Annotated in this window: 28 protein-coding genes and 1 tRNA gene; 17 read left to right on the forward strand and 12 right to left on the reverse strand. The window is 42.7% G+C overall.

The window, feature by feature from the left end; genetic code table 11:
* The first annotated feature begins 188 nt into the window (after positions 1 to 188).
* Both TAO_RS09720 and TAO_RS09725 read left to right on the forward strand, forming a co-directional pair.
* The gene (locus TAO_RS09720) at positions 189 to 356 is read left to right on the forward strand and encodes a hypothetical protein (RefSeq protein ID WP_197702496.1); all 168 of its coding nucleotides are present in this window, start codon (positions 189 to 191) and stop codon (positions 354 to 356) included.
* A gap of 6 nt (positions 357 to 362) precedes the next feature.
* Positions 363 to 521: a hypothetical protein gene (locus tag TAO_RS09725; RefSeq protein WP_197702497.1), complete on the forward strand. Its 159-nt coding sequence runs from the start codon at positions 363 to 365 to the stop codon at positions 519 to 521.
* A 147-nt stretch (positions 522 to 668) separates the two neighbouring features.
* Here TAO_RS09725 and TAO_RS01315 read toward each other — a convergent pair.
* The 3 genes from TAO_RS01315 to TAO_RS01325 form a co-directional block, all read right to left on the reverse strand.
* Positions 669 to 760, reverse strand: a tRNA-Ser gene (locus TAO_RS01315).
* A gap of 96 nt (positions 761 to 856) precedes the next feature.
* Positions 857 to 1,495 carry a thiol:disulfide interchange protein DsbA/DsbL gene (locus TAO_RS01320; protein WP_096526267.1) on the reverse strand — a complete coding sequence of 213 codons (639 nt, stop codon included), beginning with the start codon at positions 1,493 to 1,495 and terminating at the stop codon, positions 857 to 859.
* 46 nt (positions 1,496 to 1,541) lie between these two features.
* Positions 1,542 to 2,165 (reverse strand): c-type cytochrome, encoded by a 624-nt coding sequence (locus tag TAO_RS01325; RefSeq protein ID WP_096526268.1) that lies wholly within the window; start codon positions 2,163 to 2,165, stop codon positions 1,542 to 1,544.
* A gap of 166 nt (positions 2,166 to 2,331) precedes the next feature.
* On the opposite strand from TAO_RS01325, the gene yihA reads away from it, so the two are divergent.
* Positions 2,332 to 2,934, forward strand: coding sequence for a ribosome biogenesis GTP-binding protein YihA/YsxC (yihA, locus tag TAO_RS01330; RefSeq protein WP_096527698.1), 603 nt, complete (start codon positions 2,332 to 2,334; stop codon positions 2,932 to 2,934).
* Positions 2,935 to 3,184: 250 nt separating this feature from the next.
* Here the strand turns inward: yihA and polA are convergent, their stop codons facing one another.
* A complete protein-coding gene (gene polA, locus TAO_RS01335) occupies positions 3,185 to 5,878 on the reverse strand; it encodes a DNA polymerase I (RefSeq protein WP_172419095.1) in 2,694 nt (897 codons plus the stop codon).
* Positions 5,879 to 6,032: 154 nt separating this feature from the next.
* Here polA and TAO_RS01340 point away from each other — a divergent pair, with 154 nt between their 5' ends.
* On the forward strand, positions 6,033 to 6,392 hold the full coding sequence (locus TAO_RS01340) for a DUF2782 domain-containing protein (protein WP_096526270.1): 360 nt from the start codon (positions 6,033 to 6,035) through the stop codon (positions 6,390 to 6,392).
* Between the two features lie 46 nt (positions 6,393 to 6,438).
* On the opposite strand, the gene speA is transcribed toward TAO_RS01340, so the two are convergent.
* On the reverse strand, positions 6,439 to 8,364 hold the full coding sequence (gene speA, locus TAO_RS01345) for a biosynthetic arginine decarboxylase (RefSeq protein ID WP_408607616.1): 1,926 nt from the start codon (positions 8,362 to 8,364) through the stop codon (positions 6,439 to 6,441).
* A gap of 78 nt (positions 8,365 to 8,442) precedes the next feature.
* Here speA and speE point away from each other — a divergent pair, with 78 nt between their 5' ends.
* The 5 genes from speE to TAO_RS01370 all read left to right on the forward strand — a co-directional run bounded on the left by speE (position 8,443) and on the right by TAO_RS01370 (position 14,874).
* On the forward strand, positions 8,443 to 9,291 hold the full coding sequence (gene speE / locus TAO_RS01350; RefSeq protein WP_096526271.1) for a polyamine aminopropyltransferase: 849 nt from the start codon (positions 8,443 to 8,445) through the stop codon (positions 9,289 to 9,291).
* A 54-nt stretch (positions 9,292 to 9,345) separates the two neighbouring features.
* On the forward strand, positions 9,346 to 10,470 hold the full coding sequence (locus TAO_RS01355; protein WP_096527700.1) for a glycosyltransferase family 4 protein: 1,125 nt from the start codon (positions 9,346 to 9,348) through the stop codon (positions 10,468 to 10,470).
* A gap of 32 nt (positions 10,471 to 10,502) precedes the next feature.
* Entirely contained in the window at positions 10,503 to 11,513 is a 1,011-nt protein-coding gene (locus TAO_RS01360) for a glycosyltransferase family 9 protein (protein ID WP_231910534.1), read from the forward strand.
* 80 nt (positions 11,514 to 11,593) lie between these two features.
* Entirely contained in the window at positions 11,594 to 12,850 is a 1,257-nt protein-coding gene (locus TAO_RS01365) for an O-antigen ligase family protein (RefSeq protein ID WP_096526272.1), read from the forward strand.
* A gap of 116 nt (positions 12,851 to 12,966) precedes the next feature.
* Positions 12,967 to 14,874, forward strand: coding sequence for a hypothetical protein (locus TAO_RS01370; protein ID WP_096526273.1), 1,908 nt, complete (start codon positions 12,967 to 12,969; stop codon positions 14,872 to 14,874).
* 147 nt (positions 14,875 to 15,021) lie between these two features.
* On the opposite strand, the gene TAO_RS09610 is transcribed toward TAO_RS01370, so the two are convergent.
* The gene (locus TAO_RS09610) at positions 15,022 to 15,177 is read right to left on the reverse strand and encodes a hypothetical protein (RefSeq protein WP_172419033.1); all 156 of its coding nucleotides are present in this window, start codon (positions 15,175 to 15,177) and stop codon (positions 15,022 to 15,024) included.
* A 47-nt stretch (positions 15,178 to 15,224) separates the two neighbouring features.
* Between TAO_RS09610 and TAO_RS09825 the strand changes: the two genes are divergently transcribed.
* The 8 genes from TAO_RS09825 to TAO_RS01395 all read left to right on the forward strand — a co-directional run bounded on the left by TAO_RS09825 (position 15,225) and on the right by TAO_RS01395 (position 22,531).
* A complete protein-coding gene (locus tag TAO_RS09825) occupies positions 15,225 to 15,710 on the forward strand; it encodes a hypothetical protein (protein ID WP_231910535.1) in 486 nt (161 codons plus the stop codon).
* 27 nt (positions 15,711 to 15,737) lie between these two features.
* A complete protein-coding gene (locus TAO_RS09830) occupies positions 15,738 to 16,001 on the forward strand; it encodes a transposase (protein WP_231910536.1) in 264 nt (87 codons plus the stop codon).
* 64 nt (positions 16,002 to 16,065) lie between these two features.
* Positions 16,066 to 16,206, forward strand: a complete 141-nt coding sequence (locus TAO_RS10045) for a zinc ribbon domain-containing protein (RefSeq protein ID WP_331712989.1) — start codon at positions 16,066 to 16,068, stop codon at positions 16,204 to 16,206.
* Positions 16,155 to 16,319, forward strand: a complete 165-nt coding sequence (locus TAO_RS10050; RefSeq protein WP_331712981.1) for a zinc ribbon domain-containing protein — start codon at positions 16,155 to 16,157, stop codon at positions 16,317 to 16,319. Before TAO_RS10045 ends, TAO_RS10050 begins: the two co-directional genes overlap by 52 nt.
* Before the next feature lie 99 nt (positions 16,320 to 16,418).
* Positions 16,419 to 16,931, forward strand: coding sequence for a cupredoxin domain-containing protein (locus TAO_RS01380; protein WP_096526274.1), 513 nt, complete (start codon positions 16,419 to 16,421; stop codon positions 16,929 to 16,931).
* Between the two features lie 50 nt (positions 16,932 to 16,981).
* Positions 16,982 to 17,962 (forward strand): site-specific integrase, encoded by a 981-nt coding sequence (locus tag TAO_RS01385; protein WP_096526275.1) that lies wholly within the window; start codon positions 16,982 to 16,984, stop codon positions 17,960 to 17,962.
* Positions 17,963 to 18,142: 180 nt separating this feature from the next.
* Positions 18,143 to 19,627, forward strand: coding sequence for an amidohydrolase family protein (locus TAO_RS01390; protein ID WP_096526276.1), 1,485 nt, complete (start codon positions 18,143 to 18,145; stop codon positions 19,625 to 19,627).
* A gap of 387 nt (positions 19,628 to 20,014) precedes the next feature.
* Positions 20,015 to 22,531, forward strand: coding sequence for a copper-transporting P-type ATPase (locus TAO_RS01395; RefSeq protein WP_197702498.1), 2,517 nt, complete (start codon positions 20,015 to 20,017; stop codon positions 22,529 to 22,531).
* 59 nt (positions 22,532 to 22,590) lie between these two features.
* Here the strand turns inward: TAO_RS01395 and TAO_RS01400 are convergent, their stop codons facing one another.
* The 6 genes from TAO_RS01400 to TAO_RS01425 form a co-directional block, all read right to left on the reverse strand.
* Complete coding sequence (locus tag TAO_RS01400; RefSeq protein WP_096526277.1) at positions 22,591 to 23,919, reverse strand: ATP-binding protein; 1,329 nt, start codon at positions 23,917 to 23,919, stop codon at positions 22,591 to 22,593.
* The gene (locus TAO_RS01405; protein ID WP_096526278.1) at positions 23,916 to 24,575 is read right to left on the reverse strand and encodes a response regulator transcription factor; all 660 of its coding nucleotides are present in this window, start codon (positions 24,573 to 24,575) and stop codon (positions 23,916 to 23,918) included. Before TAO_RS01405 ends, TAO_RS01400 begins: the two co-directional genes overlap by 4 nt.
* Positions 24,575 to 24,895, reverse strand: coding sequence for a PepSY domain-containing protein (locus tag TAO_RS01410; RefSeq protein ID WP_096526279.1), 321 nt, complete (start codon positions 24,893 to 24,895; stop codon positions 24,575 to 24,577). The genes TAO_RS01405 and TAO_RS01410 overlap by 1 nt, the downstream gene beginning before the upstream one ends.
* Entirely contained in the window at positions 24,876 to 25,187 is a 312-nt protein-coding gene (locus tag TAO_RS01415; RefSeq protein WP_096526280.1) for a PepSY domain-containing protein, read from the reverse strand. The genes TAO_RS01410 and TAO_RS01415 overlap by 20 nt, the downstream gene beginning before the upstream one ends.
* A gap of 115 nt (positions 25,188 to 25,302) precedes the next feature.
* Positions 25,303 to 25,518 (reverse strand): hypothetical protein, encoded by a 216-nt coding sequence (locus TAO_RS01420; protein ID WP_096526281.1) that lies wholly within the window; start codon positions 25,516 to 25,518, stop codon positions 25,303 to 25,305.
* Positions 25,519 to 25,691: 173 nt separating this feature from the next.
* Entirely contained in the window at positions 25,692 to 26,489 is a 798-nt protein-coding gene (locus tag TAO_RS01425; RefSeq protein ID WP_231910537.1) for a hypothetical protein, read from the reverse strand.
* Between the last annotated feature and the right edge of the window lie 43 nt (positions 26,490 to 26,532).

Below are 26,532 nucleotides of genomic sequence, written 5' to 3' on the forward strand. Positions count from 1 at the left end.
TAGTGTAGGGCAACTACTAAACCACCACGCGGCGCGTTCAAACACCTGAAGATAGCCAGTATCTTCATGGGTGGGACACCACGCTGGTGGAAGGCTCGTGCCTCGGTATGTAGATGGTCGGCAACGACCTCAACCCGGCGGCGTAGTTTGTGGTCAAGCAGGAACTGGCTAAGGTCGATTTGGAAGATGTGGTCGCGGCTACGCGTTGGGATCAGCTCGCGCTGAGAAGATTTGCTTCGGGTGCTATGGTCAGCGTGATACGGCGCAAGTCTATGGGCATGGTGCAGCTGATTGCAGTCAAGCAGGATGGGACACGGGCACCGACGATTGAGCAGCAATGTGAGTGGTATCTATGAGCAACAGTGACATCACCGAGCTTTACACCAGAGCGACGGTTAGAGCTATTTACCCACCCAGACTGTGGAACCCACCTTACAGAGGGAGCTGAAACACAAAGGCGCAGCGAATGGCGATGGCAGCTATTCATCGGAGTTGATTGGGTATGTAGAGATATCAGCTAAATATCCTTGAAAGCTCTGATAGATGTTGAATATGGAAATTATCACCCACCGTGGCTACTTGTCTGCTCTCACTTAAGCCATCGAGGCTTATTTCGATTATTTGACAGCCAATAGTAGTGTAAATCTAGTATCTACTTAAGGGCTAAGTGGCGGAGAGGGCGGGATTCGAACCCGCGTGGACTGCAATAGCCCCAACCGATTTCGAGTCGGTGCCGTTGTGGCCGCTTCGGTACCTCTCCTAGAAAAATAGGGTCAGAAATATTTTCTGGCCCTAGATATATTACATGGAAAGCTATGTGAACTCTCCGGAAATCACTAAGCTAAGCTTAGGCTTTCTATTTTTTTGAGGTTTGGGCTACTAAATAATCAACGACCTCAAGCATACGTTGAAAGCTGCCTGCTAAATCAGCATCAGTGCGATATTTGCCATTCACGATCATGGCGGGAACCCCAGTAATACCAGAGGATCGGGTTGTCGCTACGGCCTGTTGAGCCTTACCTTGCACTGCAAAAGAATCAAACGTGGATAAGAACTCCTCTTTTGCAATGCCTTGAGTGGCAAAAAAATCAGCCAACGCTGCTTTAGTGTTAAGGTTAAGTTTTTTAAGATGTATGGCATCAAATAGAGGTCGATGAATTTTATCTGCTACTCCCAATGCTTGAGCTGTGTAAAAAGCTTGGGCACCGGGCAGCCAAGAATCACGAAATACTGCTGGGATTCGTATAAAAGTGATTTGATTCGATTTATTTTTTATCCACTTTTCTAGTAAAGGCTCAAAATGGTAGCAGTGAGGACACCCATACCAAAACATCTCAATAACTTCGGCTTGATTAGTCTTTGGAGCGGGGAGCGGTGGATCAATGAGCTTGTAATGTACTCCCTCGGTAAAAGCAGGTGGCCCTGCTGTTACTGGCAGCGAGAGAGTAAGCAGCAAAGAAAATAAAAGCAGTGGCCATGAAGTAGATCGCAGCATGTTTTATGCCTCTAGCAGTAGAATAGAAAGCTAAATTAAATGGATGTCAATGCGCTATCTGTAAGCCTGAGAGATAGTGAGAAATTGCTGTAATGTCCTTATCACTCATTTTTCTAGTGACTCCCTGCATCATCATATTAGGATCATTAGCTCGTTCGTTATTGCGGTAGGCTTGTAGCTGGCTTGTCATATATTCGGCATTTTGACCAGATAGGCGAGGCCAAGCTGCTGCCGGATTACCACTGCCGGATGGGCCATGACAAGACATACAAGCGGGTGTACCGCTTTCCTTATCACCTTGTTGGAACAGTTTTTTTCCTAGTTCAACGTATTCTTCGGGTGTTTTTCCAGTGTTCATTTTTTGGCTTGCGTAGTAGACAGCAATGTTATTGATATCTTGGTCGCTAAGCCCTACTGCCATAGGAGACATAATGGGGCTGTTACGGGCTCCAGATCTAAAATCCTGTAGCTGCTTTTTTAAATAGGTTGCATTTTGACCAGCGAGGTTAGGCCATTCTGGGTTAGGGCTATTGCCATTAGGGCCATGGCAGTTTTGGCAAGGAACGGTTATAGCTTCACCTGCTTTTGCATTGCCCTCTACGAGAGCAGCATTAGAAGCGGTGGTAAATAAGACACAAGCAGTAATCGTGGCGAAATGTTTTAGCATCATTAAAACCCTCAGTATCTAGAAGTATTTTTATGAAAAACGCCTATGCTAAGGCATCCCAAGGTTTGTATGCATGCTACACTGCTTGGGAGTATTTTTCTAGCCTGCTATGGGGTCTAAAAATAGTTTCTGTATCAATATTACGAAGCAAGGACGGTTTAAGAATGAGATGGTAAATTCTTTTTATCATAAAGCCTCTTATCAAGGCAGTGCTTATACTTTATCCCAGCTACCTCCAGATAAGGGGATAGAAGTTGCTTTCGCCGGTCGCTCTAACGTAGGCAAATCAAGTGCTATTAATGCGATTACTAACATTAAGGGGCTAGCTCGAATTAGTAAAACGCCGGGGCGCACCCAGATGATTAATTTTTTCCAACTGGATGCCAGCCGTTATCTAGTGGATTTGCCAGGCTATGGGTATGCCAAGGTACCGGAATCAGTAAAACAGCAGTGGCGGTTGCTCTTAAGCAGCTATTTAGAACAGCGTTATTCTTTACGTGGTATTGTGCTGGTGATGGATATCCGTCATTTATTACAACCCTTTGATGTTCAAATGTTAGAATGGTGTCAAAGTAGAGGTTTACCGGTCAGGGTGTTGTTAACTAAGAGTGATAAACTAAAACAAGGGGCCGCAAAACAGGCTTGCCAAAAAGTAACTACGTACCTGCAAGAGTTTTTTCCTTTTGCTCAGACGCAGTTATTCTCTGCCCATACTCGGGTGGGTATTGAGGAAATTCAAGCTCAGTTGGATATCTGGTTCAATCTTACGTAGCTAAAAGTGCCCATAAAAAAAGCCTCGGTTTAAGGGGAAAAACCGAGGCAACAATTAGTCCAGATTAGGGGAACCTGGACTATAAATTCGTTTTACTCAAAAAGAAGGCGAGAACATAAAATTAGACTACGATAAATTCCCTTAGTTTCAGCTTTATATCAATACCTATTGATTCATATTATATGAATCTTATTAAAAATATAGCCTAATTTTAGTATTAAAACAATATTTTCTTATTATTTCTCTACCCTCAATGGGTCTGATCCCAATTAGTACCACTACCCATAGTAACAATTAAAGGTACCTTTAATTGAGCGGCCTCCATCATGCTTTTTTGGATAGCTGCGGCAGCAGCCTCTAATTCATGCTCAGCAACCTCTAATACCAGTTCATCATGAACCTGCATAATCATGCGAGCACTGGTTTTTTTCTGCTGTAACCAGTTATCAACCTGAATCATGGCTCGTTTAATAATATCTGCGGCGCTGCCTTGCATGGGTGCATTAATAGCAATACGTTCTGCTTGGCTACGGACTTGAGGCTGTCGGGAATTAATATCAGGTAGATAGAGACGTCGGCCAAATAGGGTTTCTACGTAGCCTGCTTGGCGTGCTTGTTGGCGTGTATCGTCCATATAAGCTTTAACACCAGGGTAACGGTGAAAGTAACGTTCAATATAATGCTGGGCATCAGGGCGGCTGATACCCAGTTGTCGAGCGAGACCATGGGCAGACATGCCATAAATAAGGCCAAAGTTAATGGCTTTAGCGCTACGTCGCTGATCTGATGTGACCTTTGCTAGTGAAGTATTGAAAATTTCGGCGGCGGTGCGTTGATGAATATCTTCTCCAGCACTGAAAGCAGCGAGCAGCCCTTTGTCATCGGAAAGGTGGGCCATAATGCGTAATTCTATCTGGGAGTAATCAGCTGCGAGCAGACAATAGCCTGGTGGAGCAATAAAGGCTTGACGAATTCGCCGGCCTTCAGCGCTACGAATGGGGATGTTTTGCAGATTAGGGTTTGAAGAGGAAAGCCGTCCAGTGGTAGTCATGGTTTGATGGTAAAAAGTATGGATTTTTCCTGTGCGCGGGTTGACTTGTAAGGGTAAGCGATCAGTATAAGTGGATTTAAGCTTGCTTAAGGTACGATGTTTAAGAATTAATCGTGGCAGTGGATAGTTGAGGGCTAATTCTTGTAATACAGTTTCTGCTGTTGAGGGTTGGCCGGTGGAGGTTTTGCGAGTGATTGGTAATTTTAGTTTCTCGTAGAGAAGCGTTTGAATTTGCTTAGGGGAGGCAAGATTAAAGGTTTCTCCAGCAATATCAAAGGCTGCTTGCTCAAGCGCCTTAAGTTGTGTTGCTAGCTCATCGCTCTGGATTTTTAACTGGACGGTATCTACCTGAACGCCATGGCGCTCCATGCGTGATAGTACCGGAATCAGGGGAATTTCTATTTCTTGATAGAGGCGACAAAGGCGATCATGTTGTTGTAAACGGGGCCAGAGGCAATGGTGAAGCTGGAGGTTGATATCGACTGCTTCCGCTGCATAGGGTGCTGCCTTTTCAATAGCTACCTGATTGAAGGGTACTTTTGAAGTACTTTTACTGGCATTATCTTCATAGCGGGCAGGAGTATGTTGAAGGTACTTAAGTGCTAGGGAATCCCTGTCATGATGAGCAGCTGTGCTATCAAGGATATAGGATTCCAGCATCGAATCATGGCAAATACCCGTTAAATCGATGCCGTAATTGGCAAGTACATTACAATCAAATTTGAGGTTTTGCCCTATTTTTCTCAAACGGGCATTTTGTAATAGGGGTTTAATTCGGGTCAAAACTTGTGTGCGAGATAGCTGAGGGGGAACGTCTGCGTAATCATGGCCTATAGGGATATAGGCAGCCTCATTAGGCTTAATAGCAAAAGAGAGACCTACAATCTCAGCTTCTATGTAATCTGGGCAATTAGTTTCTAAGTTAAAGGCAAATAATTCGCTAGCTTCTAGATGTTTTATCCAGCGCTCAAGGGCTTCAAAGGACAGTATAGTTTCATAAGTAGATGAGGAGGGTGTGGATGCTATAGGTGTTAAGTCATGGGCTGGAAGCTCATGTAACCATGTTTTGAATTCCAGCAGACCATACAGCCTATGTAAAGCAGGTATATCCAATGGCTGGCGTTGTAGATCTTTAGGGTTTAGATCTAGCGGTATATTTCGACGAATAGTGGCTAATTGCTTAGTTAAAGGAAATTGATCTTGATGGAAGCGTAGATTCTCTCCTATTCGGCCTTTAATTTCATGGGCGTGGGCGATTATTTGATCTAGCGTTTGGTATTGCTGGAGTAATTTAACGGCTGTTTTGGGGCCTATCCCCAGTACTCCCGGAATATTATCCACCGTATCGCCCACTAGGGCTAAATAATCCACGATTTGCTCAGGAGAAACGCCAAATTTAGCTTTTACTCCTGCTGAATTTAACTTTGCTTGATTCATGGTATTAATCAAGCTGACTTGATTATTGACTAACTGGGCCAAATCTTTATCACTACTGGAGATGATCGTTGTTATGCCTTGAGCAGTCGCTTGTTGGGCTAAAGTGCCAATCACATCATCGGCTTCAACCCCTTCAATGCAAATAAGCGGTAGGCCAAGAGCGCGGATAAGATCGTGTAAAGGTTGAATTTGGCAAGCCAGATCATCGGGTATTGAAGGGCGATGGGCTTTATATGGGCTAAATAATTCATGACGGAATGTTTTCCCTTTAGCGTCAAAAATTACGCCAATATATTGGGGTTGGTGCTCATCGAGTAGTTTGCGCAGCATATTAATCACCCCGTAGATGGCCCCCGTAGGCTGTCCAGTAGCAGTGGTTAAGGGAGGTAGAGCGTGAAAGGCGCGGAAGAGATAAGAAGAGCCATCAACTAGGGTAAGTATTGAGTTTTTTGCTATATTCACATTTAGATACGCGTATTTGAGTAATAATTATCAAACCAATATTAATAAAGATATTCTCTGGGTTAGATTTTTAAGCATTTGAAATAGTGCACAGATCTTATTGAGTCTATGGGCTACACTATAATAAAAACCCTTTTGGAGAACAGCTATGACTATATTTCGTGATCTGCGCTCCCTTTATCTCTGCTGTGGATTATTGTTTCTGCTATCTAAGCCCATTTTTGCAGCAGATCCTGAAGATCGTATTCCTGATCCCGCTCCTCCTCCTTTGTCTGAAGAGCCTGATACCCTTGGGCCAGAAATTAGGATTATTCAAGAAGGAAAGGTCAGGATTGAAGAATATCGTCTTAATGGAAAGCTCTATAAAATCAAGGTGACTCCTGAAGTTGGCCCTGATTATTACCTTGTAGATATTAATGGAAGTGGCAGCTTTGATAGGCGTTTTGATGGACCGGGGATCGTTGATACAGATGCGCTATTTCCCAGCTGGGTCTTATTTCGTTTTTAAAATCTACTCAGGGTATAAAATAAAAACCCTATTACTAGAGACAATTCTAATCTTCTAGATAAGTATAGCCATTCAATCCTGCTTCAAGTTCCTGAAGATAAAGTTGGTGGTGGTTATCGCTCAGGGTTGTTTGGTTTAGCTTAGTCAGTAGGCTGTTCCTTATCTCATCAGCTTCAAAGCGCACTTGGCGCAAGACCGATGCTACGGTATCCCCTTTAAGGGCATGAAGTAGGCGAAAGCCTTTTTGTGTATCAGCCTCTATATGAACCGAATCTGGGGTACCAAATAAGTTATGAATATCTCCAAGAATTTCTTGGTAAGCGCCCACTAGGAAAAACCCCAGTAAATAAGGTTTATCAGAAGTAAGGGAGTGGAGCGGCAAGTGAGTTTCAATACCTTCTCCATTTACATACAAATCAACGCGCCCATCAGAATCACAGGTGAGATCTTCTATCCATGCTTGCTCGGTTGGAATCTGTTCTAATCGATGCAAAGGCACGATAGGGAAGATCTGATTAATGGCCCAAGAGTCGGGTAAAGATTGAAATAAGGAGAAATTACAAAATACCTTTGTGGTAAGCTTACCTTCTAATTCATCCAGAATCTCCCGATGGGCTCGGATTTTGGGGTCTAAATGAGTATGGACTTGGCGACACAGGGCAAAATAGAGCTGTTCGGCTTGCGCCCGTTGCTGCAAGCTAATCATTCCATAGCTAAACATTTTTAAGGCATCAGCGATGCTTTGGCTAGCATTATAATAGGATTCAATGGCTGATCGGCGGGTAATATTTTGATAACTATGCCATAGTTGTTGAATAATAAGAGGGTCGTCAGGAGCTGGAGTAGAAGGTGTTTTTATACCGGGAGCAGATTCGGTATCAATCACGTTGCTAATAAGGACTGCATGATGAGCGGTCATCATTCGTCCTGCTTCGGTAATAATCTCAGGGTGAGGTAGTTGATGTGATTCGCAGATTTCCCATAGCGCTTGTACTACTTTATGGGCGTATTCCAGCAGAGTGTAATTAGTAGAGCAAAAGCTGCGGGTATGGGTGCCATCATAATTAACCCCTAATCCCCCGCCTATATCAACGCTGCTTAAGGGGACTCCAAGTTTATGTAGCGCCGCATAATAGCGGCCTGCTTCCTGAATACCTTGCTGAATATCGCTAATATGGGGAAGCTGCGATCCCATGTGAAAATGGAGTAGAGTGAGGCAATCTAGCATTCCAGCTTCACGTAGTTGATGAACTACAGTTAGTACCTGATCAGAGGATAAGCCGAATTTTCCTTTCTCACCGCCCGTATTTTGCCATTTACCTTTTCCAATAGAGGCTAGACGAACCCGTACTCCTAGTAGTGGTCTGACCCCTAACGATTGCGCTTCATTAATAACGTGATGCAGCTCTGAAGGTTTTTCTATGATTAAGTAGATGCGTAAGCCAAGCTGACGAGCTATTAAAGCGAGGCGAATATATTCACGATCTTTATAGCCATTGCAAATCACTAGAGATCCGGCTTGGGATAGGGCGATTACCGCTAGTAGCTCAGGTTTACTTCCAGCTTCTAACCCTATGCGTTGAGGGTCTGAGGCTAAAATCTCTTTAATGACTTGTCGTTGCTGATTTACTTTAATCGGGTAGACGGGGGTAAAGCTACCTTGATAGTGAGTAGCCGCCATGGCCTGAGTAAAAGCAGCGCGTAAACTCTTAGCCCGATGATGTAGTATTCCCGAAAAACGTACTAAAACGGGCAAAGAAAGCCCCGCTTCTGGTAGTGCTTGACTGACGTGATACAGATCAATGGCGGTTTGACTTTCTGGTCCTTCAGGGCGAGCAATTAAATGACCTTGATCATTGATATCGAAGTATCCTTCGCTCCATTGGGCGGTATTATATAGCTCTTGAGAATGCTGGATGGTCCAAGCCATCGGTGTAGTCGTATGGATGTTTTTAGAATGGAGTTTGGTCATTGACTTGTCAGGGTAATGTAGGGTAGCTATTATTTTCTGATTTTAGTTATTTAATACAACTATATTTGAGAGGTCATCATGGGGTTAGCGCCAAAGAGTTGGTTTACTGAAGTGCAGGCAGAGGAGGGCTTGGCTTTTTCTCTTGCAATTCAGGAAAAGCTTCACGCAGAGACAACTCCTTATCAGCATATTGAAATTTATCAGACGAAGACTTTTGGTCGGTTAATGGTCATTGATGGTTGTATTATGCTTTCAGAGCGAGATAATTTTCTTTATCATGAAATGATGTCTCACATCGCCTTATTTACTCACCCTCATCCTGAGCGTGTACTCATTATTGGAGGAGGAGATTGCGGTACTTTGCGAGAAGTCCTTAAGCATAACACGGTTAGAGAAGTTCAGCAGGTGGAAATTGATGAGCGAGTGACTCGATTGGCAGAAAAATATTTCCCCCAGTTATGTGAAAATAACCATGATTCACGTGCTCGTTTTCATTTTGATGATGGTATTCATTTTGTAGCTGAAGCGCCAGCAAATAGCGTTGATATTATTATTATTGATAGTACAGATCCCGTAGGTCCTGCAGAGGGCTTATTTCAAGCATCATTTTATACGAATTGTCGCCGATTATTAGGGGAATCAGGTATTCTTGTTCAGCAAAGCGAATCTCCATTACTTCATTTTCATTTACTTAAAAAAATCCATACTGAGATGAAAAATGGAGGATTCCCAGAAATTCGGACACTGACCTATCCCCAATGTGTCTACCCTTCTGGTTGGTGGAGCGCGACTTTGGCTGGGCGTTCTTTGTCTCAGTTTCGAGAGCAAGATGCAGCTGCTAAAACTTTTCCTACCATTTATTATAATGCGGATATACATCGCTCCTCTCTAGCTATCCCAGAGTTTTTACGCCAGCTTGAGAGGTAAGCTGACATAAGCACTCGGTATCCATCTTAGATAGCGCTTGTCTGCGTAATGAGAATAGCTCAACGACCATTGACAGTATTACAAGTGCTGCCCGCGTTAGAATCTGGCGGAGTAGAGCGCGGGACTTTGGAAGTCGCGGCAGAATTAGTGAAACAAGGGCATCGCTCTATGGTGATCTCTGGGGGTGGGCGTTTGGTGGAAGATCTCAGGCAGCAAGGAAGTGAACATCAGCAATGGTCTATTGGGGTTAAATCTCCTTGGACTTTAGCTCTAGTTCTAAAGTTACGACGCTTACTTCTTCAGCAGCAAGTAGATATTCTTCATGTTCGATCACGACTACCCGCTTGGATAGCATGGTTAGCTTGGCGAAGTATATCTGAGAGAGCTAGACCTCATTTCGTAACGACTGTACATGGCCTCTATTCAGTGAATCGCTATAGTCAAATCATGACTCAAGGAGAGCGGATTATTGCCGTCTCTGAGACGGTGCGCCGTTATGTGCTTAAATATTACCCTCAGGTATCTGCTAAGAAGATAGCGGTTATCCCTCGCGGGGTGAGTCCAGAAATTTATTCCTATGGTTATCGACCTGATAGACATTGGCTGACGGACTGGAATACTACCTATCCGCAGCTTCAAGGGAAAATAATCTTGACTTTACCCGGCCGCTTAACCCGTCTTAAAGGGCATGGGGACTTTATTGTACTAATTGAGCGGTTAATCATGGAAGGGTATGAGGTACATGGCCTGATTGTAGGCGAAGAAGATCCTAAACGTCGACGCTATATTGATGAGATAAAACGGGAAGTTATCCACAAGACATTACAGGAAGTAGTCACCTTTATCGGACATCGTAGTGATATGCGGGAAATATATGCGATGTCTGATTTAGTGATGTCGCTTTCAAAAAAACCTGAATCTTTTGGCCGCACGGTACTTGAAGCATTAAGCTTAGGTGTTCCTGTGATAGGGTATGATCATGGAGGAGTGGGGGAGATTTTAGCGAATTTATTTCCACAGGGGCGAGTTCCTTTAGGAGATCAACGAGCTTTATCCAATCGCGTGATTGAATTTATTAAGGAAAAACCGATAGTACCGAAAAAGCAGTACTACACGCTGGAATGTATGTTAGAGAAAACGCTGCAATGTTATAGCGAGCTGCGTTATTCCCCCTCGTAAATTTACTTTATTATGAGTAGAAGACTGTGGCTGTGAATCCCTCACTCTCATCTTTGGGGGGTATTTTGATTATTCAGCCTTTACCGGGTATTGGTGATATGGTTTGGCATCTGCCAATTATTCATGCTATTGCGGCTCATTCCCCAGAAGGTTGTGTGACCGTGCTGACTAAACCGCGCAGCCAGGCCGATCGCTTACTAAAGGCAGATCCCGCTATAGGTCAGGTACTTTGGTTAGAGCGTAACCCCGGTCAGCATGATGGTTTATTGGGGATCATGCGCTTGGTAAAGCTTTTACGCCAGCAGCATTTTCGCCAAGTATGGGTACTACATGGAAGTTCACGCTATGGGTTTATCTGTTGGCTAGCAGGGATTCCTGAACGAGTGGGTTATGGGCGGGGGTTGCAGAAATATTTTTTAAACCACCCAATAAGGTTGCCGCCAAATGAAACCCATGGTCACCCGTTAGATCTCATGAATCGTTTATTAGCATTAAGTCCTATTTCTCCAGTGGAAAAAGAGCCGAAACTAGTCATTGATCCAGCAGCCCAGCGAGCCGTCATGACTCGTTACCAAAGATTGCCCCAACCATGGATTGCGATAGGCATTGGCAGTAGTGAGGTTTACAAGCAATGGGGCGAGCTGAATTTTATCCAATTGGCTCATTACTTACGTAAGGATGCAGGGACTATATTGATCATAGGCGGATCGGGAGAGCAGGCAATGGGGCAACGTATCAGTACTGAGCTAAACAAAGCGGGGATAGTAACGGGAGAGGCGCTAGGGTTATCTTTAGAGCAGGTAGCGGCATTGCTTGCCCTATGTGCTGCTTATATAGGCAATGATACGGGGGTATTAAATATGGCAGCTGCCGTAGAGACCCCTGCTTGGGGGCTATTTGGAGCATCGCCTCCATTACGCCATTCTCAATATATTCACTGTCTTATCCCGCCGTCAGGTAGTTCCAATATGGAAGGGATTACACCTGAGTATGTAATAACTGAATTACATAACAGCAAGATATGGCGTGGCTGTATGATGTAATACGTTATGAGCTGTTTTTTCTCTAAAAATTTATCAATGACTAGTTGTGCAATTAGCGCTATTAATTATAAGGGTACTAAATGGCAATCTCTAATCTAAGGATATGGTTAACCGCTAATTATGGGTGGTTGTTAATTTTTGCGTTTATATTGCTCTTGCCGACCAATGCGGCATCAATGGTGCCGATGACAGCAATGGCGATTATTGGCTTGTATCAGTTAGTACAAAAGCCGCAGGAAGTGTGGGATGACCCAATTCAGCGCCTATTTGTGCTGTTATTTCTCTGTATTTGGCTACCCATGATCTTGTCTTTAATTGGGGCCGTCTATTTTCCCCGTAGCTTATATACTGTTTTTTCTTTTTTGTTATATTTTCCTGCCGCTATTTTTATAATCAGGGAAGGACGAAAAAAATATGTTCAGAACAAACTACTAGTGGCCACTACTATCATCGTGGCTATTTGGTGCATAGATGCAATAATTCAGCTGTTTTTCAGCTATGATTTGTTAGGCTATCCGTTGATTGAAGGGCATATTACTGGCCTTTTTTATTCTAAATTTCGCCTTGGGCATGTGCTAGCGGTGTTATCTCCCCTGTTTTTTGAAGGACTACGGCGCTATGTTATCCATTATGGCTGGATTTGGCTGTTAGTAGTTTTGCTGGTATTTGCGGTACTGTTTACCGGTCGTAGGATAGCCTGGATGATGTTTGCTATTGCAGCCGTTACCTATGCTATTTATTTGTATAAAATGGGATTTTGGCAGTATTGGAAGAAATCGATTCTAGTTGTAGGGATAAGTATGATCCTGCTTATTCCTACAACGTTATCCTATGCGCCTTTTTTACATCGGGTAGAGCAAGCGTTAGGGTTATTTTCTGGTAATTATCAGATAGCTAACACAGCGACCTCTTATCGGTTAGCTCTATGGGAAACCGCATTAGCTATAACAACAGATCATTGGTTAAATGGTGTGGGCGTGCGGGGTTTTCGTTATATATGCCAAGATTATGCTGTTCAGGAAGAGAGTACTGCAGATTTTGAGCCTAACAACGGGTGCTCAACCCATCCTCATTTGATGTTGCTGGAGATAGGGGCAGAGACAGGTCTTCTAGGCATAATGGGCTATATTTTATTTGGATGGTTTTTCTGGTGCTATATTCGTAGACTGTTAGCTGAAAAAATCTATTATGCAGTACCCTACAGCCTTTGTGTATTAGTGGCTGTGTTCCCATTTAATGCTCACTTAGCTTTTTATGGTAGCTATTGGTCTTCTATTTCTTGGTGGTTAATTGCTTTAACTTTGGCCATAGGCGATAAGTATTCACCCAGTAGATGAGCTAATACGGGTAGGATACAGCTATGACTACAGTAAAGTAATAAAGCGAGCGCCCCATAGCTAATGGTTCGAAAATCAAATAATTTAGATATCCAGTTATCGTATAAACGCTGCTTATGGCGCTGAATATTGAAGTATTTAGTAATACCAAGGGAGGCCAGAGTTTATTTAAAGCCCTTGGCCATCCATTGATAGTCACTAAGGCTCATGCTCTTTTAGATCGGCTTGCGGATCGAGGCCCAGTAGCAATTTATGATCCATTAAATCAGATCGAAAGTTTTGCAGCTTTATACAATTTATCCAGATTGAATGTGGTCGCTGTGTTTGTTCAGGAAGCTAATACCATTGGTGAGATTGTTTTAGGGCAAGAGGCTAAACCTGTTACTGAGCTTCAGAATTATAAGGTAGCCGCTGTATTTTTAGTTGCGTTTGATGCTGGACAATATCATCAGCAAATTAAGCACTTGATTCCTGCCGGCGCTGAAGTATTTACTTTGGATGCCTTACGTCTACCTGATGACATGCTCACTAACCGTAGCCGTTATCTTGATCCCTTAAATTTTGCGACTAATTTTGCTTTATTCCGTGATATGGCAGGACAGCATACTCGGTTGGTAACGGCTAATTATTGGGCCGGTTATGGCGCTCGGGATAGCGCTTTATGGCTCTGTTTATATAATGAGGTGGGTGAAATCTTAGCTCAGTGGCAAATACCCTTATCACCTGCCGTTCACAGTATTGTTATTGATAGCCGCCAAATTAGGGAACGCTTTGGTCTAGATGATTTCGTAGGCACACTTTTTTTACATGGTCTTCGAATTGCTGGGCATGATGTAGTGAAATATGCGTTAGATATATATGGTGAGAATGAACAGGTACTCTCCTGTACCCATGATGCTAATGCTTGGCCCGCAGAGCTATATGCTGGACTCCCAGCCCCTGCTGTTGGTGAGAAAGTAATACTTTGGGTACAAAATAGCCATCCTTGTCCTATTCCTGCCGGTAAAATTGGGCTAAATCTTTTAGGATCGTCTCAAACTGCTTGGCTTAATCATGAGATTCCTCCTTTTGGAACCTATGCTTTGAATGTTGCTGAATTGATACCAGAGGCTATTTGGCCTCAGCAGTTAGAGGTACAAGCAGGAAAGTATTTTGTTCGTCCACGTTATGAAGTAATTACGGCTAATAACCACCAACGCATCGCTCATGCGAATGTAGAGCGGGTCGATCTTAAGCCCGATGTCCAAATTTCTAAATTAAAAACTTGGCTCGGAAAAGGGTATTTATTGCCTGCGCCTGTTTTACCTCAAGGGCGTTGGCAAAGTCTGATTCTCCCTACCCCTATGGCCACCAGTCAGCAAGAATTGCCTGTTAAGCTCTTAATTTATGATGCCTCTGGCCAAGAGATAACGAGTCATACTTTCGGTATTATTGCTCGCAGCCATAGTGTGTGCCTAGATATTGATGCTGTGCTGGAGAGAAAAAAACTCCCAGGGGGTTATGGCCATATGGAGCTAATGTATGATTTTAAAGTTGCCACAGAGGTGGATGGCTGGCTTCATGGGCTATTTCGTTATCGAGATCGGGTAAATAACTATAGCGCAGAAACAAGTTTTGGTAGTCATATCTTTAATACGATACTTACCTATAAAGACGAACCCCAGTCCTACACAGGACGGCCACCGGGGCTTTCTACCCGACTATTCTTACGCCTTGGGTCGACATCAGTAGATACTTTCTGCCATCTTATTTACCCAGTTTCTTCTCCTTGGCATCCAAGATCGGATACTCAGCTTGTTCTCTGTAGTAGCAAAGGTGCCGAAGTAGCTCATCGACGCGTAGCCATCCCCTGTAGCGGCTCATTACTTTGGTATTATCAAGATCTATTCAATAAGTATGAGCGAGCGCGAGCCGGGCAAAACGCCTATATATTGATCCGAGATCTTAGTTGTCGTCTGTTTGGCTATCACGGGTTGATCTATGGGGATGAGACTTTTAGCTTAGATCATATGTTTGGATTTTAAGTGAGCATTTTACTAACTATGAGCTGAAATAAGTTAAGTTAACAAGTAAATAGGCTATACGGTTAGCTGTCTTTTAAGATCTAAAATCCATTATAAAAGCCAGTGGTATAATAATTTTTACCAAAACTTCGCCCAAAGCCGCTTTCTTTAGGTAGGGGATGTAGGGCGGTTTTGTTGTTCAATGTCGCGCTTAATCAAATCCTTGATGTACTCGGCAAGCGGAATGCCTTTTTTCTTGGCTTCCCGTTCTGCTGCATCTTTCAGCCATTGTGGGATGACCATTTGATACCTGACTTGTGGCATAAATAACCTTATTGTAACACACAATATATTGTGTAATATTATCAATTATGAGTACAACAATCAAAACTCTAAAGGTTAGAGTTAAGGATAAGCATAAACCAGTCCTTGAGCGTATGGTGTTTGAAGCCAATCAAGTTTGGAACGCAGCTAACGAAATCACAGCGGAATATTCTTATATGCCTATTCCTGGGGTAGGCTATATCCGTAACAACTTCACGGCCTACGACCTGCAAAAGCTATTAAAGGGCATTAAGTCAGAACAAGGATTTATTGTTCACTCTACCACTGTTCAGGAAGTAATTGCGGTTCACGCCAAATCCAGAAAGCAGTTTAAAACTGATAAATTGCGCTGGAGAGTATCTGATGGCTCGCGTCGCTCTCTAGGATGGGTGCCCTTTAAAAAAGGTGCAGCCGAATGGGAAAGCGGGCAAGTTTATTTTGCTGGTCACTATTTCAAGGTCTGGGATAGCTATGGTCTATCTCAATACGATCTCCGCTCCGGTTCTTTCTCACAAGATACTAGAGGGCGCTGATATTTCAATATTGTCGTTAGCGTCCCCGTGGAGAAAACAACGGCGACTAAAGCAATGGGTATCGACCTAGGCTTAAAGGATGTAGCCACTTGCAGTAAGGGTTTAAAACTGGAAGCGCATTGTTTCTACCGTAATGAGGAAGGACAGCTGGCAAAAGCACAACGCGCTAACAATAAGAATCGGGTGAAAGCTATTCACGCCAAGATTAAAAATAGGCGTTTAGACACCATACATAAATTCACCACCCAAATAGCTAAAAATAACGCATTAATAGTCGTTGGTTGTTGGTAATGTCAGCAGTTCTGCTCTTGCTAAAACCAAAATGGTAAAGTCTGTTTTGGATGCAGGCTGGTTCATGCTGAAAACTCAGCTTGATTATAAATCGAAAGCGATGCAAGCTGAGTTCTTGGAAGTCAACGAAGCCTACACTACCCAGTCCTGTTCGTGCTGTGGCTGTATCAGCGACAGCAGTCCGAGAGGACAGGACTTGGAATAAGAGAATGGTCATGCGCTAAGTGTGGAGCGCATCACAAGAGAGACATGAATGCAGCCATGAATATTCTTGCGTTGGGGCATCAGCGTCTCGCAGAAGGAATCTCCGTCCTTTAGGGCGGGGAGGATGTCAATCATTGCTTGAGCTTAAAGTGATGCTATACACTCGTGTTAATTAAGTGTGATACCAAGAATAAACATATGGAGGTAAATGTAATGAGAAAATTACCAATTCTAGTATTGAGCATATTATCGGCCTTTGCGCTAGCAGCTGAGGATAGCGCCCATCATGGCCATCATGATATAGAAGATCATCATCACCATGGTATGGAGGATATGCATGAACACGCACATTCTTCAACAGCAGGAAAGCCCGGCAATCCTGATAAAGTGAGCCAAACTATTGAAATTACTATGAATGATCAGATGCGATTTATCCCGGATCAAATCAGCGTTAAATCTGGTGAGATCGTTAAATTCAGCATGAAAAATGCGGGAAAAATTCCTCATGAGATGGTGATTGGTACTATGGATGAACTAAAGGAGCATGCAGAGATGATGCACCGAATGCCTGATATGAAGCATGATGAGCCCAATGCGATTTCATTGGCTGGAGGAGAAAGTGGTTCATTGGTGTGGCAGTTTGGTAAACCGGGTACTGTTGATTTTGCTTGCCTTATTCCTGGGCATATGGAAGCAGGTATGGTAGGTAAAATTGAAGTGAAATAACCTCGTTGAGCTAGGATGTGATCTCTCATTATAAGATATTAAGATAAGTGATGAGGCAGCAATTAATTCCTTTAGCGGCTGATGAGAAGGGGAAACTAAAAGTTTCTGAAGACTCTAGGTTAGCGCTTAGGCATCAACAGTATCTTGAAGCGGCTACTGCTGAGAATACCCGACGTGCCTATCAATCCGCTATTCGTCATTTTGAACAATGGGGAGGATATCTGCCGGCTTCAGCAAATATGGTACAGGCTTATCTATTGGCCCATGCCCAGACTCTTAATCCTCGGACATTGTCATTACGTTTAACAGCATTACGCCACTGGCACCAGCTCCAAGGATTTCCTGATCCTACCGCGTCGCCTCAGATACGAAAAACCCTTCAGGGAATTATCCGGGTACATGGAAGGCCAAAGCGTCAAGCCAAGGTCTTTCAATTAGAGCACTTAGAGATGATGATTAATCAATTATCAGAATCGTCTACTTTGAAGGATTTGCGGGATAAGGCTTTGCTCCTCATAGGTTTTTTTGGCGCTTTTCGGCGTAATGAGTTGGTAGCCATAAAAGTAGAGGAAATACATTGGGAGCCTGAGGGGATGGTTATTGTGCTCCCTCGATCAAAAACGGATCCAAATGGTGAAGGGAAATTTAAGGCTTTACCTGTAGGAGAGGGCGTATTGTGCCCGATAACCGCACTTAAGCAGTGGTTACAAGCAGCAAAGATTAATTCTGGCTCGATATTTCGCCGAATAAACCGATGGGAAGCCCTTCTTGATACTCCCTTGCACCCCGCCAGTGTCACTTTTATTCTAAAGCGAGTGGCTGAGCAAGTAGGGTTTGGATTTGTACCCGAACTTAGCAGCCATAGCCTACGTCGTAGCTTAGCCACTTCTGCTTATCGCGCGGGGGCTTCCTTCGAATCTATTAAGCGCCAAGGAGGATGGTCTCATGATAGAACGGTGTGGAGCTATATTGAGGCCGCTCAGTATTTTGAGGACAATGCGGCCAGTGCCCTACTAACTAAGTCTCGATGAATCAACACGGTTTAGTAACCTAAGATTAACAATAGCCGATTTTAATAAGTTCTGTATTATCTATTTTCTATACCTAGCTCAAAGCCTATTCTCTGTCTATATTAAGGATAAGGCTTGTGTCTATCAGGCGCTTTGTAAGCCTAAACTACCGCTAGAATCACTCCTAAAGGAGGACCGGAAATGTATGATGATTTTGATCCAGAAGGGAAACGGTTGCCTATAAAAATAGATGGATCCTCTAATGGGGAATTTACTCCTCGGCAAATTACAGAGACTGAAAGACAGATTAACTTAGAAGCAAGTAAAAAAGCTTCAGATCTATCAAAATATCTAAATCAGACGAGACGGGAGTTTTTAAAGTCGGCCTGCGGGGCTGCGGCAACCTTACTTGTGATGAATAATATCTATACTCGTTTAGGGGTAACAGGCGGATTCTTCAATATTGCCCAAGCAGCAGAGGTTGAGCCGGAATTGGCAGAAAAAGCGGTAGTGGGAGCGGATTTAATCGTTGATATGCAAACTCACTGTGTACAACCTTATGGTAGCTGGGTGGCTGGTAAAGATGGAGAGCTTTGGGTTGAAAACCTCACTAAAGTGTTTGAACAAGCCCCTAAATGCTCGGGGGAATCAGCAAATAAGGATCGGTTTGATTGCTACTCCGCCCAGCAGCTAATTAAAGAAGTTTTTCTCGATAGTAACACTGATATTGCAGTGGTCTCTGCCCTATGGGGTGCTAAAGGGCATAATCCAACGCCTACTTCTTATGCCGCAGAAGTAAGAAATCTGGTTGAAGTTCTCGGTGATCGTAATCGAGCGCTCATTCATGGTGGCGTTCTTCCAAATGAGGAAGGCGCGATTGATTTTATGGATGAGCAAGTAGAAAAATATCAGATTGATGCTTGGAAACTCTATCCGCAATGGGGGCCTCAAGGCGTTGGTTTTTTTCTTGATGATCCAAAGTTTGGAATCCCGGTAATTGAAAAGGCGCGTAAATTAGGGAAAAAAGTTATTTGTATTCACAAAGGCTTACCGTTACCTGGGCTTGAATATAAATATTCCTCTCCTGAGGATATGGGGAGGATCGCAAAAATGTTCCCCGATGTAACTTTTATTGTTTTTCATTCTGGTTTTGAGAATGAAATAGTAGAAGGGCCTTATAACCCAAATAATCCAAAAGGGGTAGATCGGTTAATAAAATCCCATCAAGAAAATGGGTTTAAGGCGAATCAGGGAAATCTCTATGCTGAACTGGGAAGTGTATGGCGTCAAAAGATGCGCTATCCCGATCAGGCAGCACATTTGATGGGTAAATTACTTAAATATTTTGGGGAGGAGCGGATTTGTTGGGGTACTGATAGTCTTTGGTATGGTAGTCCGCAGGATCAAATTCAAGCGTTTTCTAGTTTTGAGATCTCAGAAAAATTCCAAGAAGCCTACAGATATCCCGCGCTAAGCAAAGAGGCAAAAGCAAAAATCTTCGCGGGTAACGCGATACGTATCCATGATATTAAGCTTAATCGGCTGAGGCACCTTCAGCATGATAAAATCAAAAAATTTCGAGAAACCTACGCTTTATCACCTAACCCTAGTTTTGAAACATTTGGCCCTAAAACTGCTGCCCAATATGAGTCTCTATGGAAACATCGAGGAGGATATCCAATTTAGAATGCCAAATATCTTAATAGGTAAGGTAGTGACTATTCTGTAGTCTATTGTTTTATTAACATCAGTTAAAGGGTAAGCAAGCTGCTATATCAATGTTGTTAATGAATATTACTAACAGTTATTTTACGCTTTAAAGGTGAAATTTTATTTCACAGGCTATACTTTAAGGGTTGAGATAAAATTAGCGAAAATATATAAGTTTTTTAATATAATACAATCTTTATTTAATTTTATTCTTGTACTTACTTATAGAAGTATTTTTAATATTGTATTTTAGCCTTTTGGGTGAGTTACTGATTTCTTAATAATAAGAATTAATGTCGTAGAGATTATTTATGGTAAAGAGCAATCATTGCACGGGGCATAAAAATAAACTGGAGAAAGATCATGGCTAATATATATGGGCAGTTGCAAGCTTGTCATTTAGGATCAGGAACAGCCAATCCCAGTGTCTATATTTGCCCTATGCACCCTGATGTTCAGCAGGAAGGCTCGGGGAATTGCCCAAAATGTGGTATGAATTTGGAGCAGAAAATCGATACAAGCGCGAGAGAAAAAACTCAATATACTTGCCCAATGCATCCTGGGGTGATGAAAGATAAACCGGGAGATTGTCCTATCTGCGGTATGGCGCTGGAGCCGCGTACAGTTGTTACTTTAGAGGAAGAAAAAAACCCAGAGCTAGTAGATATGCTGAAGCGTTTTTGGATAAGCGTTGCTTTAGTTATACCTCTAGTGCTTATTGCAATGAGAGATATGTTCTTTTGGGAATTTCCAGAGAATATAGCCTCACCGCAAATGCTTAATTTTGTTGAGTTTGGACTAGCTACGCCTATTGTGCTTTGGGGCGGCCGGCCTTTTTTGATTCGGGGTTGGCGTTCTGTGATTAGCGATGAAATTGGTGTACTTGCATTATTACGACGCTTTATTTCTTGGGCTAGTATATTATTTATTACCCCACTTATTATCATTTTCGTGGGAGATGTGATTCCTGGCTCCTTTTCAAAACACTTAATCTCCAACTCTTATCTTGTAACCATTGAATTATGGTTAGGTAGTATTTTTATACTCTGGAGCAGTTGGCCTTATCTGGTTCATAGTTGGCGACCTGTTTTTAACTTAAATCTCAATATGTTTACCCTAATTAGCTTAGGGGTAGTTTTTGCCTATGCTTATAGTATCGTAGCCACTTTGTTTCCAAATTTATTTCCGCCTTCATTTCGGCAAGAAAGTGGGGAAGTGGATGTATATTTTGAGGCAGCCGGGGTCATTATTACCTTAGTGTTATTGGGGCAGGTGTTAGAGATCAAAGCGCGTGCTCAAACTCGAAGTGCGATTAAATCTTTACTAGGGTTAGCCCCTAGAACTGCCCGCCGAGTCCGGGCTAGGGGTATTGAGGAGGATATTCCTTTACATTTCATCCGCCCTGGCGATCGTCTTCGCGTTCGGCCAGGAGAAAAAATCCCTGTAGACGGGATTGTTATAGAAGGAGTAAGTTCAGTAGATGAGTCCATGATCACGGGTGAGTCTATCCCAGTGCAGAAAACCGTAGATGATCAGGTGATTGGAGCGACTATTAATAATACGGGTGGGCTAGAAATTAAAGTTACCCGAGTGGGTGCTGAAACTGTATTGGCGCAAATTGTACGCATGGTGAGCGAAGCTCAACATAGCCGAGCACCTATCCAAAGACTTGCCGATCAGGTAGCTGCCTATCTGGTTCCGGCTGTGGTGTTGATTGCTATCATTACTTTTATTATTTGGGCTATGTTTGGCCCAGAGCCAAGAATGGTTCATGCCTTAATCAACTGCGTTGCTGTTCTTATTATTGCTTGCCCTTGTGCGCTAGGATTAGCAACGCCTATGTCTATTATGGTCGCTACTGGAAAAGGAGCTAACGCAGGGGTATTGTTCAAGAACGCAGAGGTTATTGAGGTGATGCGTAAAATTGATACTTTAGTAATCGATAAAACCGGCACTTTAACTGAAGGTAAGCCTGTAGTCAGCCAAATTATTGTAATTAACGGATTTAATGGAAATGATATACTACGTCTAGGCGGTAGCCTTGAGTTAGTGAGTGAACATCCGCTAGCTGCGGCTGTTGTGAGTAAGGCTAAGGAGAAAAAAATTAAATTAACACCTGTTCGTGATTTTCAATCTTTAACGGGTAAAGGCGTGATTGGTCAAGTTAAGGGTCGGCAGGTAGCTATTGGAAATGAGAAATTATTGGAAGAGCTGGGTTTAAGTCCAGGCCCTTTATCTCATCATGCTGAAGCTTTGCGGGTTGAAGGTCAGACAGCTATGTTTGTAATTATTGATGGTAGGTTAGCGGGTATTATTGGTATTACTGATCCTATTAAAGCCACAACACCAAAAGCGATTGCCATGCTACACCAAGAAGGTGTTCGAATAATAATGCTGACGGGTGATAATCAAGCAACTGCAGAATCAGTTGCGAGGGAATTGGGAATTACACAAGTTGAGGCTGGAGTTTTGCCTGAGAGGAAAGTCGAGGTTATTAAGCAGCTACAAAAAGAAGGCCATTTGGTGGCCATGGCTGGGGATGGGATTAATGATGCTCCAGCGCTTGCTCAAGCTCAGGTTGGCATTGCCATGGGTAATGGGACTGATATTGCTATTGAAAGTGCCAGCATCACCTTAGTAAGGGGGGATCTTAGCGGGATTGTTCGAGCACGGCGTCTAAGCCATAGTACCATGCAAAATATCAAACAAAATCTATTTTTCGCCTTTATCTATAATCTTTTGGGGATTCCGGTAGCTGCAGGATTACTATATCCATTCTTTGGAATATTATTATCACCTATGGTTGCAGCAGCTGCCATGAGCTTTAGCTCAATTTCAATAATTATTAACGCCTTGCGCTTACGCCTTATTCGGCTGTAGATGCTGAGATAATCTAGGTTATTGCTGATATCTAAATTCTAAATTTGAGAAAAAAATATTTATGTTACCTTGCTAGGTAAAGGTAAGGATATCTGTACTCTTAGGCCGCCTTCCGGCTTATCATCTAATAATAATTCACCTTCGTAAACCTCTACCATATCGCTGACTATATCTAGACCTAATCCTTGGCCAGGTACCCGCTGATCTAGACGCTGACCTCGTACTAGCATGGCTTGTCGGTGATCCGGTGCGATTCCTGGACCATCATCCGTCACAATAATAATTAATGCTGTTGTTTGACGTTGTAGGGATAGAACAACTGTTTTATGGGCCCATTTACAGGCGTTATCTAGTAGATTGCCAAGAATCTCTAGCATATCTTCCCGATCAAAGGGGGCTATCGACGGTAAATCACCTTCAACCTTTAAATTTAGATCGCGATTATGAGCTTGCTGTAATGTACGTAGTAATAGAGGTATATCCTCAGCAGGAGCAAAGCAACTTGTAGCTGTTGCTCCAATAGCAGCGATGCGAGCACGTCCCAGTGCCCGTTTAATGCTATTTTCCATCTGCAAGAGTTGATCATTAATATTATGGGCTAGTTCTGGAGAAATTGAAAATAACTGCATACGGCATTGATTTTTTATGACTGCCAGCGGAGTTTTGAGTCCATGGCCGAGATCCCCGACCGCATGCCGAGAGCGGCGCAATTGTCGCTCAGTATAATCTTGTAGCCGATTGACTTCATCAACTAGAGGCTTAAGCTCGCGAGCTACATTGGTATCCAGCATAGTACGTTGGCCATCACGGAGTTGTTTTAGTTGCTGGCGTACCTGATGAAGCGGGCGAAGCCCCCGCCGAATTAGCCATTGCTGTATCGCTGCCAGTATTGCGAGTACTAGAATCCAAATTAATAGGCCGCCTGTTTTAGCATGAGTAAAATTATTAAGCTGTGGTGCGTAATTTAAAGCAACAATTATTATTACGGGTTGATCAGCTATTTGATAATGCGCTCGGTAGCGGAGTAACTTTTGTCCTTGAGGTCCATCAATTAGATGAGAATTAAGTCCTTCTTGTGTAGGTGCTTGCAGCTGAAAATCCCATAAGGATCGGGAACGTAAATGAGCATTGGGGAGGATGATTAAAAAATAGCGACCAGATAAGGGTCGTCGATAAACTGGGTCAAGTGCCCGTTTACTCAAGCGTATTCCATTTGTACTATGATTTAATGCGGCTAAAATACTAATTGTTTCATCATGTAGGCTGACAGCTAATGTAACCCGCTGGCGTTGATCTAGCCACCAAATGGCTATCTGCCCTATTAATAAACCAGGTAGCAGCAGGCTAATAAATAAGCTAATACCTAGCTGACGCCCGATAGATCTCATCCTAGGAAGAGATAGCCTTGACCTCGACGAGTTTCGATAACTTGTTCTCCTAGTTTGCGGCGTATACGGCTAATATGTACTTCAAGTACATTACTGTCTCGCTCACTTTCACCGTCATAGAGGTGTTCACTTAGCTGCATACGGCTCAGTAGTTTACCTGGATTGAGCATAAAACAGCGTAGTAAGCGAAATTCGCCACGGGTAAGTTCGTATTCTTGATTATTTCGCCAGATGCTTTGGCGATTTTCATCTAGGGCTAAATTTCCAACTTCTAGCCGTGGTGTGTTAACCGCACCGTGGCTGCGTCGTAATACTGCTTGTACTCGTAATAGTAGCTCATCTGGATGGAATGGTTTGCATAGATAATCGTCAGCGCCAGCGCGTAAACCTTCTAGTCGCTCTGCCCAGCTATCTCGGGCTGTAAGAATTAATACGGGTAGTGTGCACCCTTCAGCACGCCATTGCTGTAGTACTTGGAGACCGCTTAATCCTGGTAGACCTAAGTCAAGGATCGCCAGATCATAGGGGTTGTCATGAACAGCTGGTAGTGCATCCCGGCCATCAACTAGCCAATCGACTGCATAACCATAGTTTTTAAATAAGGGCAGTAGCTGATCGGCGAGGGCTATACTATCTTCTATGAGTAATAAGCGCATTAGTCATCCAATTCATCTTTAATCAGCTCACTATTACCGGCATTAATCTTAAGCTCCCGTACTATGCCAGAAGAAGTGAGTAGTTCTAACTTGTAGACATAGATACCTTTTTTTCGCTCTAGTTCCGACTCTAGTAGCAATGCTCCTGGATAGCGATTAAGCGCAAATGTCAATATATGCTCAAATGGGAGCACTGTGCCTGCTTGTCGCAAATGTAATGCTTCTTCATGGCTTAATTCCGCTTTTAAAATCCATGATGCTAATAAAAGGAAGGCGGCTAAAGCCGCCCTCCATGAGGGATTAACTGTCTTGTTTATCACTGATGATTTGGCCGGTGACTGCGTCTATCTTAACTTCCCATTTTATGCCTTTAGTATCCTTTAGTTTTATTTTGTAATAGTTATTATTAGCTTTATTTTTCCGTTTAACTTCTTCTACATCAGCACCCGGATGCTTAGCGAGGGTGGCTACGTTATCAAAGAGTTTATTAAGGGATTGAATTTCATTTGACTTTGTAGTTTGAGTTGAGCTAGTTGCATCATTAGCATTGACTACTCCTACCCCAATTAATCCTAAAATACTCATAGTTAAGAGGAATTTTTTTACCTTCATGAATAACTCCTTAGTGTTGGTTGTTTGATATTAAGTCGTTATTTTATTGTTTATCTCTTAATTATTTATGAATATCCCCGTCATGATAAATGGGGCAGTTAGCTGAGTGTAAGGATTATTTCATTACTTGTAGATATCTTGAAAGGTAAAAATGTACTGTTTCTTTTACAATAACGGCAGAATTTTTAGTATGGGTAGTTTCATCTAGTTTATTTTTATTTTCTTTTTTCAGTTTTGTAGTTTGATCTGAGATAGCATCATTGGCATGGATTGTTCCTGTGCTCATTAATCCTAAAATACCCATAATTAGTATCCATTTTTTTACGTTCATTAGCAGCTCCTTAAATTAATAAAATTATTAACAATTATCATTTATATTATAATTTACCAAATATCATTCTTTAACCTAGATGAGTCATCTCTAATACTTGTCTCTTAATTATTTATGAATACCCTCGTAGTGGTGTGGTAGGGCAGTTGTCTAAACCGAATGCTAAAAGTGGTTTAAAAGGTAAAGACAAACCGCATAGCTGAGTAGCCAAAATTATGATTCATGGTCCGTTGCACACCTGCTCCAAGCTGTAAAGTGATGTGTTCTGTTAATCCTAAATGTACTTGAGGTACAATTAAAATATTATCAGGAAGATTGGGTCTATATACCCAATTAGTTTCTATTCCAAGAACTACGCGATGCGATAGGTTATAAAAAATGGCACTATTGAATATCCCTTTAAAACGACTCTTTGAATCGTTAAATGCAGTGCGGCGTACACCTGCCATATTAAACGTGCTCCAGCGCTTATTAAAGCGATATCCAACTAAATATAGAGCGGTATTTGAATAGCCTGCTCCTCTATTAAATATTTGATCAGTATAATATTCTCCTGTAAATTGCCATCCATGAATAAAGTGTTGACCATAGCCAAATGTTCCCTGTAGCGAAGGCTTATAATCCGCAATGATTGGAGTAGCCTGAGATGAATCAGTAGTGGAAACAAGAGTATCTACTTCAAGTTCTACCGCATACCCATCCCAAAAAGAGTACTCAATTTCAGGATTAGGCTCTATTTCACCACGTTGAGCGCTGTACTCGAGTAGGGTATTTATTTCAAGCTCCCCTCTGGGAGCTCCAAGTGAGCGAACTAAATCGTATACCATGGGTTCGGGGATATGAGGTGGAATGTCCGCTGATGAGTAACTGATATTGGGGAGCAACGATAAAAAACCGGCAATAATAATAACACATTTAAAAATTTTAGCAACTTTATATTTTTTATTAGATACAGGCTTTATCGGCAGCACTACGCAATTCTCCAGCCTTGGTAATCATATTAATTAAAAACCA

The organism is Candidatus Nitrosoglobus terrae (genome assembly GCF_002356115.1).
Taxonomy (GTDB): domain Bacteria; phylum Pseudomonadota; class Gammaproteobacteria; order Nitrosococcales; family Nitrosococcaceae; genus Nitrosoglobus; species Nitrosoglobus terrae.